General features: G+C 37.6%; 18 protein-coding genes. 12 read left to right on the forward strand and 6 right to left on the reverse strand.

Features of this window, described 5'->3' with window-relative positions:
- Positions 1-8: 8 nt before the first annotated feature.
- The 5 genes from lepA to recO are packed head-to-tail and all read left to right on the forward strand — an operon-like array spanning position 9 to position 5,003.
- Positions 9-1,802 carry a translation elongation factor 4 gene (gene lepA, locus TASI_RS02650; RefSeq protein WP_014111214.1) on the forward strand — a complete coding sequence of 598 codons (1,794 nt, stop codon included), beginning with the start codon at positions 9-11 and terminating at the stop codon, positions 1,800-1,802.
- Positions 1,802-2,605 carry a signal peptidase I gene (lepB, locus tag TASI_RS02655; RefSeq protein ID WP_014111215.1) on the forward strand — a complete coding sequence of 268 codons (804 nt, stop codon included), beginning with the start codon at positions 1,802-1,804 and terminating at the stop codon, positions 2,603-2,605. The genes lepA and lepB overlap by 1 nt, the downstream gene beginning before the upstream one ends.
- A gap of 1 nt (position 2,606) precedes the next feature.
- A complete protein-coding gene (gene rnc, locus TASI_RS02660) occupies positions 2,607-3,362 on the forward strand; it encodes a ribonuclease III (protein ID WP_014111216.1) in 756 nt (251 codons plus the stop codon).
- Entirely contained in the window at positions 3,352-4,242 is an 891-nt protein-coding gene (era, locus tag TASI_RS02665; RefSeq protein WP_014111217.1) for a GTPase Era, read from the forward strand. The genes rnc and era overlap by 11 nt, the downstream gene beginning before the upstream one ends.
- Positions 4,242-5,003 (forward strand): DNA repair protein RecO, encoded by a 762-nt coding sequence (gene recO / locus TASI_RS02670; RefSeq protein ID WP_014111218.1) that lies wholly within the window; start codon positions 4,242-4,244, stop codon positions 5,001-5,003. Before era ends, recO begins: the two co-directional genes overlap by 1 nt.
- Here recO and TASI_RS02675 read toward each other — a convergent pair.
- The 3 genes from TASI_RS02675 to TASI_RS02685 all read right to left on the reverse strand — a co-directional run bounded on the left by TASI_RS02675 (position 4,965) and on the right by TASI_RS02685 (position 7,714).
- Positions 4,965-5,693: a Bax inhibitor-1 family protein gene (locus tag TASI_RS02675; RefSeq protein ID WP_014111219.1), complete on the reverse strand. Its 729-nt coding sequence runs from the start codon at positions 5,691-5,693 to the stop codon at positions 4,965-4,967. The two genes, recO and TASI_RS02675, sit on opposite strands and share 39 nt — an antisense overlap.
- Before the next feature lie 72 nt (positions 5,694-5,765).
- Positions 5,766-6,221, reverse strand: a complete 456-nt coding sequence (locus TASI_RS02680; RefSeq protein ID WP_014111220.1) for a DNA polymerase III subunit chi — start codon at positions 6,219-6,221, stop codon at positions 5,766-5,768.
- Complete coding sequence (locus tag TASI_RS02685) at positions 6,221-7,714, reverse strand: leucyl aminopeptidase (protein WP_014111221.1); 1,494 nt, start codon at positions 7,712-7,714, stop codon at positions 6,221-6,223. The genes TASI_RS02680 and TASI_RS02685 overlap by 1 nt, the downstream gene beginning before the upstream one ends.
- A gap of 50 nt (positions 7,715-7,764) precedes the next feature.
- Here TASI_RS02685 and lptF point away from each other — a divergent pair, with 50 nt between their 5' ends.
- Both lptF and TASI_RS02695 read left to right on the forward strand, forming a co-directional pair.
- Positions 7,765-8,883, forward strand: coding sequence for an LPS export ABC transporter permease LptF (lptF, locus tag TASI_RS02690; RefSeq protein ID WP_044977988.1), 1,119 nt, complete (start codon positions 7,765-7,767; stop codon positions 8,881-8,883).
- Positions 8,864-9,808, forward strand: coding sequence for a CysB family HTH-type transcriptional regulator (locus tag TASI_RS02695; RefSeq protein ID WP_014111224.1), 945 nt, complete (start codon positions 8,864-8,866; stop codon positions 9,806-9,808). Before lptF ends, TASI_RS02695 begins: the two co-directional genes overlap by 20 nt.
- On the opposite strand, the gene TASI_RS02700 is transcribed toward TASI_RS02695, so the two are convergent.
- Positions 9,805-10,491, reverse strand: a complete 687-nt coding sequence (locus TASI_RS02700; protein ID WP_014111225.1) for a TetR/AcrR family transcriptional regulator — start codon at positions 10,489-10,491, stop codon at positions 9,805-9,807. The genes TASI_RS02695 and TASI_RS02700 overlap by 4 nt on opposite strands.
- A 148-nt stretch (positions 10,492-10,639) precedes the next feature.
- Between TASI_RS02700 and TASI_RS02705 the strand changes: the two genes are divergently transcribed.
- Together TASI_RS02705 and TASI_RS07935 are read left to right on the forward strand one after the other, a co-directional pair.
- The gene (locus TASI_RS02705) at positions 10,640-10,975 is read left to right on the forward strand and encodes a DUF2325 domain-containing protein (protein ID WP_014111226.1); all 336 of its coding nucleotides are present in this window, start codon (positions 10,640-10,642) and stop codon (positions 10,973-10,975) included.
- Positions 10,972-11,118 (forward strand): hypothetical protein, encoded by a 147-nt coding sequence (locus tag TASI_RS07935; RefSeq protein ID WP_014111227.1) that lies wholly within the window; start codon positions 10,972-10,974, stop codon positions 11,116-11,118. Before TASI_RS02705 ends, TASI_RS07935 begins: the two co-directional genes overlap by 4 nt.
- Positions 11,119-11,192: 74 nt before the next feature.
- Here TASI_RS07935 and TASI_RS02715 read toward each other — a convergent pair whose 3' ends face one another.
- Both TASI_RS02715 and TASI_RS02720 read right to left on the reverse strand, forming a co-directional pair.
- Positions 11,193-11,888, reverse strand: a complete 696-nt coding sequence (locus tag TASI_RS02715) for a C40 family peptidase (RefSeq protein WP_420804476.1) — start codon at positions 11,886-11,888, stop codon at positions 11,193-11,195.
- Positions 11,889-12,081: 193 nt separating this feature from the next.
- Entirely contained in the window at positions 12,082-13,713 is a 1,632-nt protein-coding gene (locus TASI_RS02720; protein ID WP_014111229.1) for an electron transfer flavoprotein-ubiquinone oxidoreductase, read from the reverse strand.
- 99 nt (positions 13,714-13,812) lie between these two features.
- On the opposite strand from TASI_RS02720, the gene TASI_RS02725 reads away from it, so the two are divergent.
- The 3 genes from TASI_RS02725 to TASI_RS02735 are packed head-to-tail and all read left to right on the forward strand — an operon-like array spanning position 13,813 to position 17,438.
- Positions 13,813-15,597: an aminopeptidase P family protein gene (locus TASI_RS02725; protein WP_014111230.1), complete on the forward strand. Its 1,785-nt coding sequence runs from the start codon at positions 13,813-13,815 to the stop codon at positions 15,595-15,597.
- A gap of 3 nt (positions 15,598-15,600) precedes the next feature.
- On the forward strand, positions 15,601-16,596 hold the full coding sequence (locus TASI_RS02730; RefSeq protein WP_014111231.1) for a hypothetical protein: 996 nt from the start codon (positions 15,601-15,603) through the stop codon (positions 16,594-16,596).
- Between the two features lie 5 nt (positions 16,597-16,601).
- Positions 16,602-17,438: an RNase A-like domain-containing protein gene (locus tag TASI_RS02735; protein ID WP_014111232.1), complete on the forward strand. Its 837-nt coding sequence runs from the start codon at positions 16,602-16,604 to the stop codon at positions 17,436-17,438.
- The last annotated feature ends 24 nt before the right edge of the window (positions 17,439-17,462 follow it).

Here is a 17,462-nt window from a genome sequence, read left to right on the forward strand (position 1 = left end):
CAAATTGCATGCAAAATATACGAAACTTCTCAATTATTGCCCATATTGACCACGGAAAATCAACACTTGCAGATAGGCTTATTCAAAAAACTGGGGGCCTTGCTGATCGTGAAATGTCTGCTCAAGTTCTAGATTCTATGGATATCGAGAGGGAGAGAGGTATTACTATTAAAGCTCAAACGGCCACATTAAACTATAAGGCCAAAGACGGCAAAGACTATATCCTAAATATTATTGATACTCCTGGTCACGTGGATTTCTCTTATGAAGTAAGTCGTTCATTATCAGCCTGTGAAGGGGCTTTGCTAGTTGTTGATGCTACCCAAGGTGTTGAGGCTCAAACGGTTGCTAATTGTTATACGGCTATTGATTTAGGTGTTGAAGTTATACCAGTCTTAAATAAAATGGACCTTCCTTCAGCTCAACCCGAAGAAGCTAGAGCTGAAATCGAAGATGTTATTGGTATAGATGCTTCTGACGCAGTGTTAGCTAGTGCTAAAACAGGACTGGGTATAGATGAAATACTTGAAGTTATCGTAAATAAAGTACCACCCCCAAAAGGCAATACAGAAGCACCTCTTCAAGCATTAATAATAGACTCATGGTTTGATAACTATGTGGGAGTAGTTATGCTTATACGCATAGTTAATGGCACTATCAAACCAAAAGAAAAGATTACTTTTATGGCTACACAAGCCAATCATCTTGTAGAGCAATTAGGCGTTTTTACACCTAAATCACAACCTAGAAATTCTCTTTCTGCTGGTGAGGTGGGATTCTTAATTACGGGAATTAAGGATTTAGCTCACGCAAAAGTGGGTGATACTATCACTCATACACAAAATCCAGCAGCGGAATCATTGCCAGGGTTTAAAGAAGTTAAGCCACAGGTTTTTGCAGGTCTTTACCCTGTAGAGAGTAGTGAATATGATCAGCTTAGAGACTCTTTAGAGAAATTAAAACTTAACGATGCATCTCTACAATTTGAACCAGAGGTCTCACAAGCTCTAGGTTTTGGTTTTAGATGCGGCTTTCTTGGGCTTTTGCATATGGAAATTGTCCAAGAGAGGCTTGAGCGCGAATTTGATATGGATCTTATTACTACAGCACCGTCTGTAGTTTATGAGGTCGTTAAAAATAACGGTGAAGTTCTCTATATTGATAGCCCTTCTCGTATGCCTGATCAGGGTACTATACAGGAGATTCGCGAACCTATAGTTAATGTTACTTTGTTTATGCCACAAGACTATGTTGGTCCAGTAATGACTCTTTGCAATAATAAACGCGGTATTCAAAGAGATATGAATTATCACGGACGACAAGTGCATTTGCATTATGAAATTCCATTAGCAGAGATTGTGTTAGATTTCTTCGATAAATTAAAATCCATCTCTAGAGGCTATGCTTCTATGGATTATGAATTTTTAGAGTATCGCTCAGCAGATGTGGTTCGTGTGGATTTGCTTATAAATGGCGATAAAGTTGATGCACTATCTATGATTGTTCATAGAGCTTCAGCTCGTTTTAAAGGGCGTGAAGTGGTCTCTAAACTGCGAGGATTGATTCCCCGTCAGATGTATGATGTAGCAGTACAAGCGGCGATTGGGGCGGAGATCATTGCCAGAGAAAATGTAAAAGCATTAAGAAAAAATGTGCTTGCTAAATGTTATGGCGGGGACATTACAAGGAAGAAAAAGTTACTTGAGAAACAAAAGGCAGGAAAAAAACGCATGAAACAAGTGGGCAGTGTTGAGATTCCACAGGAGGCGTTTTTGGCCATTCTTCAAGTTGAGGATAAATAATGGATTTGATTTTTTTAATTTTAGTTATTGTAACTTTTACTGCTAAGGCATTAGAAAAATATGTTTTAAGGCCTAGACGTGTGAAATTGTATGGAGCCGAAGCAGATAAATATTCAAATGGGTTGCTCAACTATGTGGGTAGTTTATTTGGATTGGTATTTTTCATATTTATATTGCGGGCATTTGTAGTTGAACCGTTTAGAATTCCTTCGGGGTCTATGCTTCCAACCTTACAAAGTGGAGATTTTATTCTCGTTAATAAATTTAAGTATGGCTTGAGACTGCCTATAATTCACCAAAAAATTATTCCTATAGGTAGTCCAGAAAGAGGGGATATTGTAGTTTTTAGATATCCATTAAATACAAAACAAGACTATATCAAAAGAATTATAGGATTGCCTGGAGATACAGTTAGATACGAAAACAAGCAACTTTATGTTAACGGAGAGGCTATTGCCACAGAAGCAATTGGTCCTTATATAAATCCTGAGCAGCAATCTGGAAATCCTGAGAGACATAAGGAGAAGCTATTTGGTGTAGAACATGATATTTTGCAGATGCCTGGTCTATATTCGATACAGCCTATAGAGCAATTCGAAAATTTTAGTTCCTGCAAATATTTTGGACAAGCAGCTGTAGAATGTGAGGTACCAAAAGGTTACTATTTTGTTATGGGCGATAATCGCGATAATAGCTTAGATAGTAGATTCTGGGGGTTTGTTCCTGATAAATATCTTGCCGGTGAAGCATTTTATATTTGGTTGAATTTAGGGGATTTTGACCGCATTGGCTCAATAAAATAGCATGAAATTAACTAAACTTCAGAAAAAGTTAAATTACTCATTTAAGGATGTGCAACTTCTAAATAGAGCTTTGACTCATAGAAGCTACAGTTCTACACATAATGAGCGACTGGAATTTTTGGGAGACTCAATTCTTAACTTTTCTGTAGCTTCAATATTATTTAAAAAACTCAAGGATCAGGCTGAGGGTGATCTCACACGTATTAGAGCAAGTTACGTTAATCAAGATACTTTAGCTAAAATCGCTCAAAACTTGGAATTACCAGACCTAATTCATCTAGGAGAGGGTGAGCTAAAAAGTGGTGGTTTTAGAAGGCCATCTATTCTTGCTGATGCAGTTGAGGCTATATTTGGAGCTATTTATATAGACAGCGGAATACTTGAGGCTCAAAAGGTGGTAGAGAGTATTTATGAGCCACTTATGAAGGATGTTGATTTTTCAACTTTAGGTAGAGATTCTAAGACACTTTTGCAAGAGTTTGTGCAGGCGAAAAAGGTACCATTGCCAACATATAAAGTTTTGAACATTTCTGGTGCTGCACATGATCAAGAATTTGAAGTTGAGTGTTCGGTTGAACTTTACGATATTTCTGCTCAAGCTGTTGGATCAAGCAGAAGGTCAGCCGAGCAAGCGGCTGCGACTATTGTTTTAGAGAAACTAAAAAAAATAAAATCATTTTCAAAAAAATCCTCCAGTAAACTTAGAAAAGTCACTCAACTTACATTGCCAGTGGCAGTTGAACAAGATGCAAAATAGCAGCAAAAAAACGGGATTTATTGCAGTTGTTGGTCGCCCAAATGTAGGTAAATCTACATTAATGAATGCACTGATCGACAGTAAAATTTCTATTGTTTCAAGAAAAGCTCAAACCACGAGACATCGTATTCATGGGGTTCTTACAAAGGATGAGATTCAATATATATTTGTAGATACACCTGGTTTTCAGACCCGTCATGGAGGAACTATGAACAATATGATGAATCGTGTGGTTTTGACTACTCTTAATGATGTGGATGTAGTATTGCATGTGGTTGAAGCGGGAAAATGGAATGATGGAGATGCACAAATATTGCCACTGTTACCTAAGGGTAAACCTACGATTCTAGTTCTAAGCAAAGTGGATTTAGTAAAGGATAAAAATTCGCTTTTTACATTCACTTCAGATATTTTAAAAAATCACGATTATGATGCGGTGGTGCCTGTGAGCTCAGAAAAAGGTATTCAGCTTGATGCTTTGCTTGATGAGATAAAAGAGCGACTTCCTCATGGAGAACATCTTTTTGATGAAGAGGCGATAACCGATAGAAGCATAAAATTTATAGCTTCTGAAATCATACGCGAGAAAATTTTTCGACTTGTAGGGGATGAGCTGCCGTACGAGTGTACAGTGGTTATAGAAAAATGGGATGAGAGTTCAAGTGGTGTAACGATAAACGCTTGTATACTTGTTGAGCGAGAAAATCACAAGCCTATTTTATTAGGGTCTAAAGGGATGCATATGAAACGCATTGCCACAGAATCTAGGCAGGATATTTCAAAGCTTATTGAAAAGCCCGTATTTCTTGAAATTTTTATTAAGGTGCGAAAAGGTTGGTCTAATAAAGAGGCTCAACTTCGGAACCTTGGGTATGAGTAATGTTTATGCCTGAGGAAATCGCCAAACCCGAGGCTGATAGTAAGCCTAAGGAAATCGCCAAACCCGAGGCTTATGCTTCGTCCTTCGCAGCACACACGCCCCTCACGCCTTCCTCATCTCTTGCATCCACCGCTCCCCACACACATACTCATAAAAAACGCGTTTCCGATGCGCAGGCCTTTTCACTCCAATGCATTTCATGGAGCGAGCATTCTCTTATCGTAACCTTGTTTTCGCGAGAATATGGGCTTATCGCAGGCGTTGCCAAAAGTGCTAAGCGCCCTTATTCTGTGCTTAGGCCCATAAGTGCTCATTTTCAGCCTCTCCGCGTTTCATGGAGTGGAACGGGTGAAATTAAAACTATTACTCGCGTTGAGACAGACGGTTTTATTAATTTGTCATCTGAGAATTTGATGTCGGCTTGGTATTTGAATGAGCTGATATTAAGGGGCATTGCCAAAGAGGATCCGCATGAGAGGCTTTATGATTATTATGTGCAGGCTCTTAATGATTTAGCGGCACATGTAGATGCACGTACTGTTTTAAGGCGTTTTGAGTGGCAATGGCTCTGCGAAACAGGTTACGGCTTTGATACGCCTGAACCAGATTTTTCTGACTTAGAAAAAGAGCCTGAATTGCGTAAACAACTCAGGCTCAAAATTGCTATTGTTTTGAATCGAACCTCACTAAATGTGCGAGAGAATCAAAACCATCTATCCCGATTAATCACTACTAGAAGTAAAACCGAAGATACTCAATAAGTTTGCGAAGATATTATATAGGCTAATAAATATACTTAGAGTAGCCATAATATAGTTAGTCTCTCCGCCGTTAATTATTCTTTGAACATCAATTAGTAGATATAAAGAACAAATCACAACTACTAATGTAGATAAAGCCAAAGCCAAAGCTGGAATCATAAAGAAAATGTTTGCGACAGCTGCGATAATACATGCAATCAAGCCTATAAACAGAAACTTAGCCATAAAGGTCAAGTCTTTTTTAATCACTGATGCAAGAGCTGCCATAACAAAGAATATGCCTGCAGTAGAAGCAAATGCATATAGCATAAGTGTAGGGCCATTAGATAGTTGCAATATGGTGCTTACTAGATTGCTTAAAGTCAATCCCATAAAGAATGTGAAACCCAATAAGAAAGCTACACCTACAGCGGAATTACGGTTTTTAATGACCAAAAACATAAGACCATATGCACCGATCATAAAGATGGCAAATTGCATAAAGGCACCCATTCCTTGGAATAGGTTAAGTTGCATCCCTAAAAGTGTACCAAGAGCAGCAACACCAATAGAAATTGCAAGCAAAACATAAGTTTGGCTTAGAACTTTGTTCTTAACTGAAGCAGAAACAGTACCGCCATTTCCGCGGAAAGTATCCTGAGAAAGTGTATCAGAAGGCCTTTCAAAAGAAGGTCTACCAAAATTTTTCATGTGATCTCCAAATTATTGATTTGATTAAGTTTACTATAAAATTTTTATAATTTTTATTATGGTAATCGAACGTTAATTTTTCTTATATTTGAACTCGTGAAATTTAATTACATGGCCCGCAGCTTTATATTTTTGTAAACGTGCTCTACCCATTTCCTTAGATTTGGAGTCATTTAGAACAAATTCAAGAACCATGGGAAATAGAGATATATCCTCAATAAAATCCTCGCTTAGATTTATGAGCAAGTTTGGCTTCGGATTAAGCTTAGAGGCCCATTTAGCGATATCCTCGTCGCATATTACGATGCGTGCGGGGATAATCATCTCATCCCCTGCGAAATAGTGGGGGATAAATGTGGTCTTATCAATACCCCACAATCCCTCACTAAATTTTGTGGCAATATTTACGTCTCTGCAAAATACCAATATGCTTTGACCCTTTTGGTGTTGCTTACTCACGGAGTTTACAGACATAATAAGAGTGTCTTCTATGCTCCTTGCCCCGTGAGCAACAAAAATTTCAGCCACTAGTTTTGGCCTAATAAATATGCCATCAATAGAGAAACTGGACGTCCAGTGGCACCTTTGTTTTTGCCGCGATTCCATGCAACTCCAGCAATATCAATATGTGCCCATTTATAATCGCCGATAAATTTCTCTAAAAATGCTGCAGCCACAGCAGATCCTGCAGTGCCATCTCCGATATTTGCACAATCTGCAAAATTGCTTTTTAAATTTTCTGCAAATTGACAATCCAAAGGCATTTTCCATGCACTATCGTTTGCGATATCACCCGCATCAATCAACGCATCTGCAAGATCTTCATCATTTGAGAACACGCCTGCATGAACATGACCTAAAGCTTGAATGATAGCACTTGTTAGGGTGGCAATGTCTATGACTACTTCAGGTTTAAATTTATCTGCATATGTCAATGCATCTGCTAACAATAAACGTCCCTCAGCATCGGTATTCAGAATTTCAATAGTTTTTCCAGACATGCTAGTTACTACATCGCCTGGTTTTGTAGCATAACTACTAGGCATATTTTCAGTAGCTGCAATCACGCCTACAATTTCTCGGTCAAATCCGATTTCGGATACAGCCTTCATAACACCTAATACTGAAGCGGCACCGCACATATCGAACTTCATCTCATCCATATTTGCTTTATTTTTTAGAGAAATACCACCAGTGTCAAATGTCACACCTTTACCTACAAAGACGATAGGTTTTTTATTTGATTTTTTAGTAGGCGAATATTTGAGAACAATAAGGGCAGGCTCCTCACTAGCACCAGCAGCTACTGATAGGAAAGCACCCATTTTAAGAGTTTCAATTTGTTTGCGTCCCAAAACTTCAACTTTAAGCTCTTTATATTCTTTAGCTAAATCTTTAGCACAATTTCCTAAATAAGTAGGTGTGCAGATATTGCTAGGCAAATCGCCTAATTGCATAGTAAGGTGCATCCCATCAGCAATTGCTTTTCCTGTGGCTATGGCCTCCCTTACATCTTTTGTATATTTTTTAGAAATCGTAAATCCGAATTTTTTAAGGACATTATGGTCTGGTGTCTCTTCAAATGTAGTTGTATATTTGTAATTTGAATAATGAACTTTACGTGCAGCTAAAATGGTTGCATCTTTAAGAGTAACTTCTTCGTGGTTTTTAAATAAAGCCTCTTCTTCAAGTAAAGTACTAACTCCTTCTTTAATGCTGTACTCTTCCATAAAGCAAGTTACGGCACAGTGTGCATCCTCAAGTGCTTTTATATCGAATTTGTCTTCTTCGCCCATACCTATAAGCACTAGCTTCTCAGCGGCAAACCCTGGCACATCACGCATCATATACGCATCGCCGATTCCGCAACGAAACTCTTTTCTAATTATGTTTTTAATTTCGGCATTATTAGGAAGATCCTTAGAAATAACACCATGTTTTCCATCTTTAAAAACACCAACAAACAATGCTGGAGTTTTGATTTTTAAAATATCTGCTGTATCATGAACGGTGAATTGCATTTCACTCCCCTTTAAAAAAATATATCCTCTATTATTACTCAATTCGTTTCATGTTTCTATTTAAACGTTCAGTTGTATCCGAAATATTAAGTAATGCCGGAGTGGTATTTTCAACTCTCCTTATTGTTTGGCTTAGCGTTCTTTTAGCTAGACTTCTGGCACAAGCGGCCTCAGGTGCAATTGGAGCTGATTTGGTTTTGGGGATATCAGCTTTTTCAAGCATCACGGCTCTACCGATAATTCTTATAGTGTCACTATTTATTTCTGTTATTACAACGGTGTCTCGAAATTATCGTGAACAGGAGATGTTCGTATGGTTTACTTCAGGAGTTTCGTTGGTAGATTGGATAAAACCAGTGTTACGGATTGCGGTGCCTGTAAGCGTGCTCATTGCCATCTTAACTATTGTTACCTCACCATGGGCTTATTTGCAAATAGAAGAATACAAACAGCGATATGCTCAAAGATCGGATTTTTCCAAGGTGGTTGAGGGACAATTTTTAGAAACAGATGGGGGAAATCGTGTTTTTTTTATTGAGCCCTCCACTAATAATAAACATCAATTTGGAAGGATATTTGCTAGAGAAGTAAAAGAGGAATGGATTGGCATTTTAAATGCAGACTATGGGGATTTTGTCACGAATTATGAAACAGGTGAAAGATTTATAGAGCTTGGGCCTGGAACTAGATATGATATTAGAATTGGAACGCCTGAATTTAGGGCTTCTAAGTTTAATTCTGTAACTATGAATATAAATAGAAAGAGTGCTTATACTGATGAACAAATAAGAAATCAAGCACTCGATAAGATTAAGGCTAGACCATTTACAAAACTGATTGAGGATAATAATCCTAGAAGCGATTCGCAAATTTTATGGAAACTATCACTTCCTATAGCGGCACTAAATCTTGCTTTGCTTGCTATTCCATTAGGTTCAGTAAATCCTCGCATGGGAAAATCTGCAGATGTTTTTATGGCTGCTCTTGTGGGCATGCTTTATATGAATTTGCTTAACGTTATGCGCGGTTGGGTCGCTTCTGAGCAGATTAATTTATGGCTTGGTATTATTTCAGTAAATGGTTTGTTCACAGCATTAGCTGTTTTCCTTTTTTGGTATAAAGTTAGAATAAGAAAACCTAAAAAATCACATGAACATTCAACAGTTTAAATATATTCTTGAGACGGTTAGTAATAACTTTAATCTTTCTGATGCAGCAAAGAAGTTGCACACATCGCAACCTGGTATCTCCAAAGCAATAATCGAATTTGAGGAGGAACTAGGATTTCAAATTTTTGAGAGAAACGGCAAACGACTCAGGGGTCTTACCAAACCAGGTAAAGCTGTTGTTGCGGTTATTAGAAGATTGCTCTTAGAGGTTGAAAATTTAAAAAGAATAAGTGATGAGTATGTCAATCACGATGAGGGAGTTTTAGTCATTGGATGCACTCATACACAAGCTAGATATTTTTTGCCACAGATAATTTTGGATTTTAAGCAAAGATATCCTGGTGTACAGGTATCTTTAATTGAGAGTAGTCCTCCTCAACTAGCTAATATGTTATTAAATGATGAGTTGGATATTGCGTTTGCAACTGAGACACTTGCTCAAGTTCCTGGGGTGGTTATTTTTCCTTGCTATGATTGGGAGCATTATTTGGTTATGAGGGAGGATCATGAACTCTCTAATATGACCTCAACACAAGCTAAGAATTTATCTCTACAAGATATTGCCTGCTATCCATTAATTACATATTCAAGACAGTTCACAGGAAGACCAGCTATTGATGCTTCTTTTGAAGCGGCGGACATTAAGCATAATATAGTTCTTGAAGCTATTGATGCGGATGTAATAAAGACTTATGTGGATGTTGGTCTAGGATTAGGAATAATTGCAAGTATGGCTTATGATCCACGTCGTGATAGGGGGCTTATAGGTTTACCTGTGGGTCATTTATTTGGGTATCACACTTCAAAAATTGGTCTTAGAAAAGGTGTTTTTGCAAGAGACTATGTATTTGAATTTATTCAGATGTGTGCACCAGGCGAAAATAAGAAATCAATTCTAGAAAAATTGCACGAGAATTTATTTTAGTCTTGATTGGTTTCTCTAAATTTCGGTAAAGGTGCATAGAGACCGCCAAGCAAAAAACTTAAAAGGCGCTTTCTAAGACGTTTGTCGCTAAGATTAATTTTAGAGGTATCTATGTTTTCTGTATGCTCAAGAAGTGCTTGGATACCTGAAATTGCATAAGATGTGGCACCTAACATAAATTGAAAGCGCCATAGAATTTCCTCCTCGGGCACATCGGGCATAGCTTTAAAAAAAGCTTTTCTGTATCTCTCAAAAACCAATGCGTTTTCCTGAGCAACAACGGATGTAACAAAGTCACTTGGGCTAAGCATGGTTTGTTCTAGTATCTTCAAATAAATATTTCCGTCGTGGTCATCTTCTCCAGCATGTGCCACTAGACTTCCAAAAAAGGCATATATCAGTTGAGAAGGGCGCACAGGCTTACCAGCAGCTCTAGCTTCTAGGGCATCTAATTTTTCAAGACGCTCTTTATTAATTGCTCCAAGTCTTCTTTTTAAAACTGCAGCAATAAGGGCATCTTTGCTACCAAAATGATAGTTAACCGCAGCTAAATTGACTCCGGCTAATTGCGTAATATCACGCATAGAAGCACTCTCGTAGCCTTTCTCTACAATAAGTTTTTCTGCAGCATTAAGAATTTGCCTTCTAGTTATAACGGCTTTAGAGAGTTTATCTTCGCTCATTAAAATACTTGTATAAAACAAACGATTGTTTAAAAATCAAATTATACAAAAAATACAATTAACTTCAAATATAAAAAAATGTTGAAATGAGAATCATTCTAATTTAGAATTAAGGTTAATGAGAATCATTATCAATTAAAGAGCTTATATGGAATTAATTCAAATGAATGCTGTGATAGTCGGAGCGGACAAATTAGGCAAGCTTCCCGATATCCTCAAAGCACATAATATAAAAATTAATAAACACATAACTGGTCGAGATCCAGCACATCAGAAGAAAGTTCTGTCATTGCCATCAGGAACGGATATTGTGGTTTTATTAACAGATTTTTTAGGACACAATGTCATGAAATCTTTTAGAAGCGTTGCAGAAAAACAAAATATACCAATTGTTGCATGTAAGAGATCGGTTTGTAGTTTACAGACGGCTCTTGAGCAATGTCCACATTTATGTGAGCGCTGTCCAAATAGGAGAAAGTTATGAAAGCACTAAATAATTTTCTTATGCTGCTTGTGGCCTTGGTGGTTTTTTGTTCTTTGTTTGGAATAAAAATAGGGGAGCAGGGACATAGTCTAAGCGTTTTTATTAAAGAAGAGCCCACCCTAAAAATGCTCTACTTCAAATAATAAGGGAGGTTCAGTACCTCCCTTAATCAAATTTGCTATCCCTTTAGGACATAGCATCCTATAGAAAATTTAAATTAATTTATTCTTCTAGCACCGTTGAATCTTTTTGACCAGTAAGTAGAAATATTTTCGATTCTAACCTTAGCCCCTGTTCTTGGTGCGTGTAAAAATTTATTATCCCCCACGTAGATGCCCACATGAGAGTTTCTGCGTCCACGCGTATTGAAGAATACTAAATCGCCTGGTCTCATATTATCGCGTGAAACTTCCGTGCCTACCTTAGCCATATTAGATGCGACTCGTGGAAGCTTAATGCCCATGTATTTATCTGCTGTGTAGTAAATTAGTCCAGAGCAATCGAATCCACTCGGAGTAGTGCCGCCATAGCGATATTTAACTCCGATATAGTTTAAAGCTCCCTGTACTAGCTTGCTAGGTTGCTCTTTTGATTCAGATGGCAATGCTTCCGATTCCAAATCTACGTGTATATCCGACAAATTTTCGTGTTCTATCAAGCTTTGAATAGGGTCAGGGTTTAAAGCATCCACTATTTCTTTAGTCTCAGTTAATTCTTCTTCAGTTAACGAAGCTTGACCAGGAACAGAAGAGAGACTACTAGGAGTCGAATCCGAAAGTGGCAGTGATACGTTTGAAATAATGTTTGAAATTTGATCTTCTGATTGAGGTACCGTTAAGTCCATAGATTGGTCAAGTTGGCCAATAGTTTGTGCTTGAACAGATAGAGGAATTAGACCAAAAGAAGATGCCATCCCTAAAATACAACAAATATTTTTTAGTTGAAAATTAGGCTTGGCATCTTTTAAATTCAAAAAAACAAAAGATTTCAAAGACTTAGGCGGATTCATAAATTTAAATTATAGCTAGCAGAAATACACGTACATTTTGTAGGATTTTATGAAAATTTCGTTAAGTTTACAAGCACTTTACTTGAAATTTAAAAAATTACATCCCGTTATAAACTGGGCCCTCGCCGCCTTGTGGGGCAGTCCACACAATATTCTGCTTAGGATCCTTGATATCACAAGTTTTACAGTGAATACAATTCTGAGAATTTATCCTTAATTTTTGTTCTCCACCCACATCTAAAAATTCATAAACAGCCGCAGGACAATACCTTTGTTCTGGTCCCGCATAAATTTTTAAATTGACTGAAACAGGAATTTCCTTATCCTTAAGTTTAAGGTGACAAGGTTGGTTTTCCTCATGATTCGTATTTGTGAGAAATACTGAGCTAAGTCTATCAAAGCTTAAGACACCGTCAGGCTTAGGGTAGTCGATTTTTTTGCATTCGCTTGAAGGCTTAAGCGACTCATGATCCGTTTTTTTATTATGTATAGTCCAAGGAATCGCATTCTGCAAAAATTTTTGCTCTAAGCCTGTCATTAATGTACCAACAAACAAGCCTTTCTTAAACCACTGCTTAAAGTTACGTGATTGCTTAAGTTCCTTATAAAGCCACGAATCTTTAAACTTCACTTCATAATCCGTAATAACATTCGATTCCGATCCAGAACTTAAGTTTGTGGCAATGGCCTCCGCCGCCATCATCCCAGTCTTTATCGCCGCATGGCTACCTTTTATCCGAGAAGCGTTTAAGAAGCCAGCTTCACAACCTACCAATGCACCGCCTGGGAATACAAATTTAGGCAAGCTTAATAATCCACCTGCAGTAATAGCCCGAGCTCCATAAGATAATCGTTTTCCGCCCTCAAACGTTTTTCTAATTACAGGATGTGTTTTAAATCTCTGAAATTCCTCGAATGGTGACATATATGGATTGGAATAATTAAGTCCAATCGCATAACCAACAGCAACCAAATTATTATCTAAATGATATATAAAAGAGCCACCGTATGTGTCCGTAGGCATAGGCCAACCACCAGTGTGTACAACAAGTCCTGGCCTAAAGTTCTCGGGCTTAACTTCCCATAATTCCTTAAAGCCAATGTTGTAAGTTTGTGGGTCAGAATTCGCATCCAATGCAAATTTGCCGATAAGCTCGCGTCCTAGCTGACCTCGCGAACCTTCAGCAAATATAGTGAATTTCGCATGTAGTTCCATGCCTTGTTGATAATTAGCTGAAGGAGACCCATCCTCGTTAAGGCCCATATCACCTGTAGCCACACCCTTAACCGAACCATCTTCATGATATAAAACTTCAGCGGCGGCAAATCCAGGAAATATCTCTACTCCTAAAGACTCTGCTTGTTGGCCAAGCCATTTAACTACATCTCCTAATCGAACAATATAGTTACCCTCGTTTTTAAAACAGGGTGGAAGCAAAAAAGCAGGAACTTTATAAGACTTAGTCTCTGTTAAAAAAAAGAATTCATCTTCTTTAACTTCAACCTTTAGAGGAGCAGATAATTCCTTCCAATTTGGAAATAATTCATTTATGGCAATGGGATCCATTATCGCTCCAGACATGATATGAGCCCCAACCTCACTTCCTTTCTCTAAAACGCAAACAGAAATATCTGGGTTTATTTGTTTTAACCGAATAGCAGTAGCTAAACCTGCAGGCCCAGCACCAACAACGACCACATCATATTCCATAGACTCGCGTGAAGACATCTATTACCTCTTGTAATTTGTGTAAATTATTAAACTTTTGATTTTACAAAAATTACTTCTAACTATAATAGTAGATTACCCTAAATAACGGAAATATCCATGAATTTACCTACAGATCGCATTAAAGCATTACGCAGTTCTATGAAAGCTAAAGGTATAGATGCTTGGATTGTGCACTCTGCAGATCCTCATCTATCCGAATATCTACCTGCTTACTGGCAGCAAAGAGTATGGTTAAGTGGTTTTACGGGCTCGGTAGGCACAGTTCTAGTAACAGATGATTTTGCAGGCTTGTGGGTGGATAGTCGCTACTGGGAGCAAGCATCTAAACAATTGAACGGCTCAGGCATTGAATTGATGAGAGCTGGTGAGGCTGGTGTTCCTACTTTGACTGAATATCTATCTTTATCCCTTAAACCATCTGCTGTTTTAGGATTTAACCCCGATATGGTTTCCCTCAAAACAGCCAATATATACCGCGATGAATTGGAGAGTAAGGGCATTAATATAAATACTGAAGAGGACCTATTACAGCCTCTATGGACAGATCGATCTAAATTGCCGTCTCAAAAAATATTTAAGCACGATAAAAATTATTATGACCTCGATGCTTCACAAAAAATTAAATTGGTTCGAGATGAACTAAAACTTGATGATGGTGGTTGGCATTTAGTTTCGTCCTTGGATGATATTGCTTGGATTCTTAATTTACGTGGCAATGATGTCGCATACAATCCAGTGTTTCTTGCTCATCTAGCTATATTCAAAGATAAGGTGGTGTTATTTATAGATTTGGAGAAAGTGGACGAGAACATTGCCACCTATTTGGAAGGGCATGGAGTTCAAACTGCTAATTATGATGATCTTAAGGAATTTATAAGCTCTATGGATATCTCTAAGCTTATGGTGGATCCTGATCGTGTTGCACTTGGTTCTGTTAGTGCTTATAAAGGTGGGATAGTTGAGATAATTAATCCATCGCGGCTATTAAAATCACGCAAAACAGACCATGAATTAAGCCATATTCGATTGACCATGGAAGAGGATGGAGCTGCATTGTGTGAATTTTTTGCATGGTTTGAAGCGGCCTTCAGCAAAGGTGAAGAAATTTCAGAACTTACAATTAACGAAAAACTTTTAGAGTATCGTTCAAAACGCAAAGGATATGTAAGTCCTAGCTTTGCGACAATTGCGGGATTTAATGCAAATGGTGCGATGCCACACTATAGGGCTACAGAAGAATCATTCTCACTTATTAATGGCGATGGCTTTTTGCTTATTGATTCTGGGGCTCAATATCTTGGCGGTACCACGGATATCACTCGTGTAGTACCTGTGGGTGTTGTCTCTGAGGAGCAAGTTAAAGACTATACTTACGTTCTTAAGGCACATATTCAATTAGCGATGGCCGAATTTCCAGTAGGATATCCATCGCCGCTACTCGATAGCATTGCCAGATTGCCACTATGGAAAGCTGGGCTTGAATACGGGCACGGCACTGGTCATGGTGTTGGATATTTTTTAAATGTGCATGAGGGGCCGCAGGTCATTGCCTACAAGGCATACAAAATGAACCATACGGAAATGTACGGCGGCATGATTACATCAAATGAGCCAGGTGTATATAGGCCAGGAAAATGGGGGGTGCGCATAGAAAATTTAGTTGCAAACATTCCTGCACAAAAGACTGAATTTGTTGAGACTTTAAAATTTGAGACGCTAACATTGTGTCCGATAGAGACTTCATGCGTTGATATTGGTCTTCTTGATTGTGCTGAAAGAGAGTGGCTTAATAAATATCATGAGCAAGTTCGAGAACGACTCTCTAGGCATCTTTCGGGGCAGGCACTAGATTGGCTCAATAGAAAAACTAAAGCTATATAGTTTATGCTTAAATTTTTTAATCTTTTCATTTTTTTCGTTACGGCTGTGGGTGGGGTTTATGCACAGCCCATGGTGTCAGGTAATTTAAATACTATTGAAGCACAAAACGCAGCACAGGTGCATGTAGGCCCAGGACACAATCATCTAAAGCAGCTTATAAATAGCTTTGGAGAGGTGACTCCAGTTAAAGTGCTCACCAATTATGCGAACACGGCTTATCGATATTATGAAAATAGTTTAAATGCTCTAAATGATCTTGAGTATGCCATAACCAGTGCTCAAATCAATGATATCGAGGCAGTTAGATCGTCTTTTGATACTGCTTTTGATGCTTTTGGACTGACGGCTATATTTGAAAACATGGGTGGTCCGATAGATGCATCTTCGGGTTGGGTTTATGAGAAGTATGGTAATCCAAAGAAGCGGATTTATGAGGATTTTGAAAAGTTGGAAGACGTTATTAAGTCTGATGACTTTTTTGAAAAGCGGGATAGGGCCTTAAGCATTGCCACCGAGCTAAAGGGGAAGCTTACTTTAATCTCAGATGCATGGAGTGCAAGTATTATTGGAGATAAGGGGCTCTACAGAGCGGCTTTTTTGGGAAAACTACATAACGACGCAAGAAATTTAAATACGAAAAATAATTTATTGGCTATACGTAACGGCCTTGCAAACTATATCAATAAAAATATAGTAAAGATTGATGATATGGATCGCTCTGCATACAACAGTTTTTTAGATATATTGTTTGGACAAAGATTTGGCCGCAAAACGGGGCACGGCATATATGATTTGCTTTCTAAATCTGAGAGACGGAAAATATCTAAGGCTCTTTCGGCCATAAACTCTCGCTTTCGTAGGATGGACCTTCTTACCTCGAAAGTTGGAGAGGAAGGTGGGGGTATGAGCACATCGGAGCAGAAGCGTCTTCATAAAAACAATCAGTATTTAATTTCGCAAGCTAAGAAAATCGCAGGTATTTTGAGCAAAGGAAACTGACAGCAATGAAAACTTATTCACTTTATGAATCTTCATTCAATAGTAACGATGAAAAGGAAAAATTACAAATAGCAGCATTGGCAGCTAACGATGAAAAAATTCAGAAGTGGTTAAAGCTCAATGAAAATCAGTTGTTATATATAGAGTATAGGGATTTCAAAAATGTTGGAACTGTTCAAAGGAAACCTGAGAATCAAAGTCTTCTCACAAATTTAGCATGTTTTATATTGAAGAAGGATTCAAATGAGTCCAAGGGATATAGGGTTATAAATTCTTATCCTATTATGGGTAATGAGTTTGAACTTTTTTCTTCTGGCTCATTCTTTAAAAAGTCTTTAAATGAACAAGTGGATGGATTAGAGGATATTTATAGTCAAGATTTTCCATATCTATATAATTTGCTTAAAAGCTATTTAAATAAAAACTACAAACAACTTACTAATTCGGATGAATTAGAGGATTTAATAGGGAAGTATTTAGATAATATTTCCGAAAGTGAAAAACAAAAGCTTAATAACGAAATTGAAGAATTCCAGAAAAAATATAAAGGTATTGAAGATGCTAAATTTTTGGAATTATTTAATCCAGAAATCTACATAGAAAGTCCCAAGGATTTTCTAGAGATGTTACATAGAACAATAAATAACTTGGGGTCTAAAGTTGATGGAATTGTGAATACTATCTCTGATAGGCTCAAAGATATGGATATCGCTTTAAGCTCTGATGGTATATCAATAGGTAAAACTAGGGAGATATCTAAGAGTAAATCTATGGGTTTTTCGAAGACATTTACTCTAACTGATATTATTAATTTTTTTAGAGGTAAGAATAAAAAAAATTAATTTTTTTTGTTTTTTGAAAATGAA

Origin of the sequence: Taylorella asinigenitalis MCE3 (assembly GCF_000226625.1) — a bacterium.
In the GTDB taxonomy this organism is placed as follows: domain Bacteria; phylum Pseudomonadota; class Gammaproteobacteria; order Burkholderiales; family Burkholderiaceae_B; genus Taylorella; species Taylorella asinigenitalis.

What these genes read in the sequence shown, in the direction of transcription:
- recO (WP_014111218.1), top strand. Translation starts at nt 4,242, where the DNA reads ATGTTTATGCCTGAGGAAATCGCCAAACCCGAGGCTGATAGTAAGCCT.
- TASI_RS02715 (WP_420804476.1), bottom strand. Translation starts at nt 11,888, where the DNA reads ATGGCATCTTCTTTTGGTCTAATTCCTCTATCTGTTCAAGCACAAACT.
- era (WP_014111217.1), top strand. Translation starts at nt 3,352, where the DNA reads ATGCAAAATAGCAGCAAAAAAACGGGATTTATTGCAGTTGTTGGTCGC.
- TASI_RS02705 (WP_014111226.1), top strand. Translation starts at nt 10,640, where the DNA reads ATGGAATTAATTCAAATGAATGCTGTGATAGTCGGAGCGGACAAATTA.
- TASI_RS02700 (WP_014111225.1), bottom strand. Translation starts at nt 10,491, where the DNA reads ATGAGCGAAGATAAACTCTCTAAAGCCGTTATAACTAGAAGGCAAATT.
- TASI_RS02685 (WP_014111221.1), bottom strand. Translation starts at nt 7,714, where the DNA reads ATGCAATTCACCGTTCATGATACAGCAGATATTTTAAAAATCAAAACT.
- lptF (WP_044977988.1), top strand. Translation starts at nt 7,765, where the DNA reads ATGTTTCTATTTAAACGTTCAGTTGTATCCGAAATATTAAGTAATGCC.
- TASI_RS02735 (WP_014111232.1), top strand. Translation starts at nt 16,602, where the DNA reads ATGAAAACTTATTCACTTTATGAATCTTCATTCAATAGTAACGATGAA.
- lepB (WP_014111215.1), top strand. Translation starts at nt 1,802, where the DNA reads ATGGATTTGATTTTTTTAATTTTAGTTATTGTAACTTTTACTGCTAAG.
- TASI_RS02695 (WP_014111224.1), top strand. Translation starts at nt 8,864, where the DNA reads ATGAACATTCAACAGTTTAAATATATTCTTGAGACGGTTAGTAATAAC.
- rnc (WP_014111216.1), top strand. Translation starts at nt 2,607, where the DNA reads ATGAAATTAACTAAACTTCAGAAAAAGTTAAATTACTCATTTAAGGAT.
- TASI_RS07935 (WP_014111227.1), top strand. Translation starts at nt 10,972, where the DNA reads ATGAAAGCACTAAATAATTTTCTTATGCTGCTTGTGGCCTTGGTGGTT.
- TASI_RS02730 (WP_014111231.1), top strand. Translation starts at nt 15,601, where the DNA reads ATGCTTAAATTTTTTAATCTTTTCATTTTTTTCGTTACGGCTGTGGGT.
- lepA (WP_014111214.1), top strand. Translation starts at nt 9, where the DNA reads ATGCAAAATATACGAAACTTCTCAATTATTGCCCATATTGACCACGGA.
- TASI_RS02725 (WP_014111230.1), top strand. Translation starts at nt 13,813, where the DNA reads ATGAATTTACCTACAGATCGCATTAAAGCATTACGCAGTTCTATGAAA.
- TASI_RS02675 (WP_014111219.1), bottom strand. Translation starts at nt 5,693, where the DNA reads ATGAAAAATTTTGGTAGACCTTCTTTTGAAAGGCCTTCTGATACACTT.
- TASI_RS02720 (WP_014111229.1), bottom strand. Translation starts at nt 13,713, where the DNA reads ATGTCTTCACGCGAGTCTATGGAATATGATGTGGTCGTTGTTGGTGCT.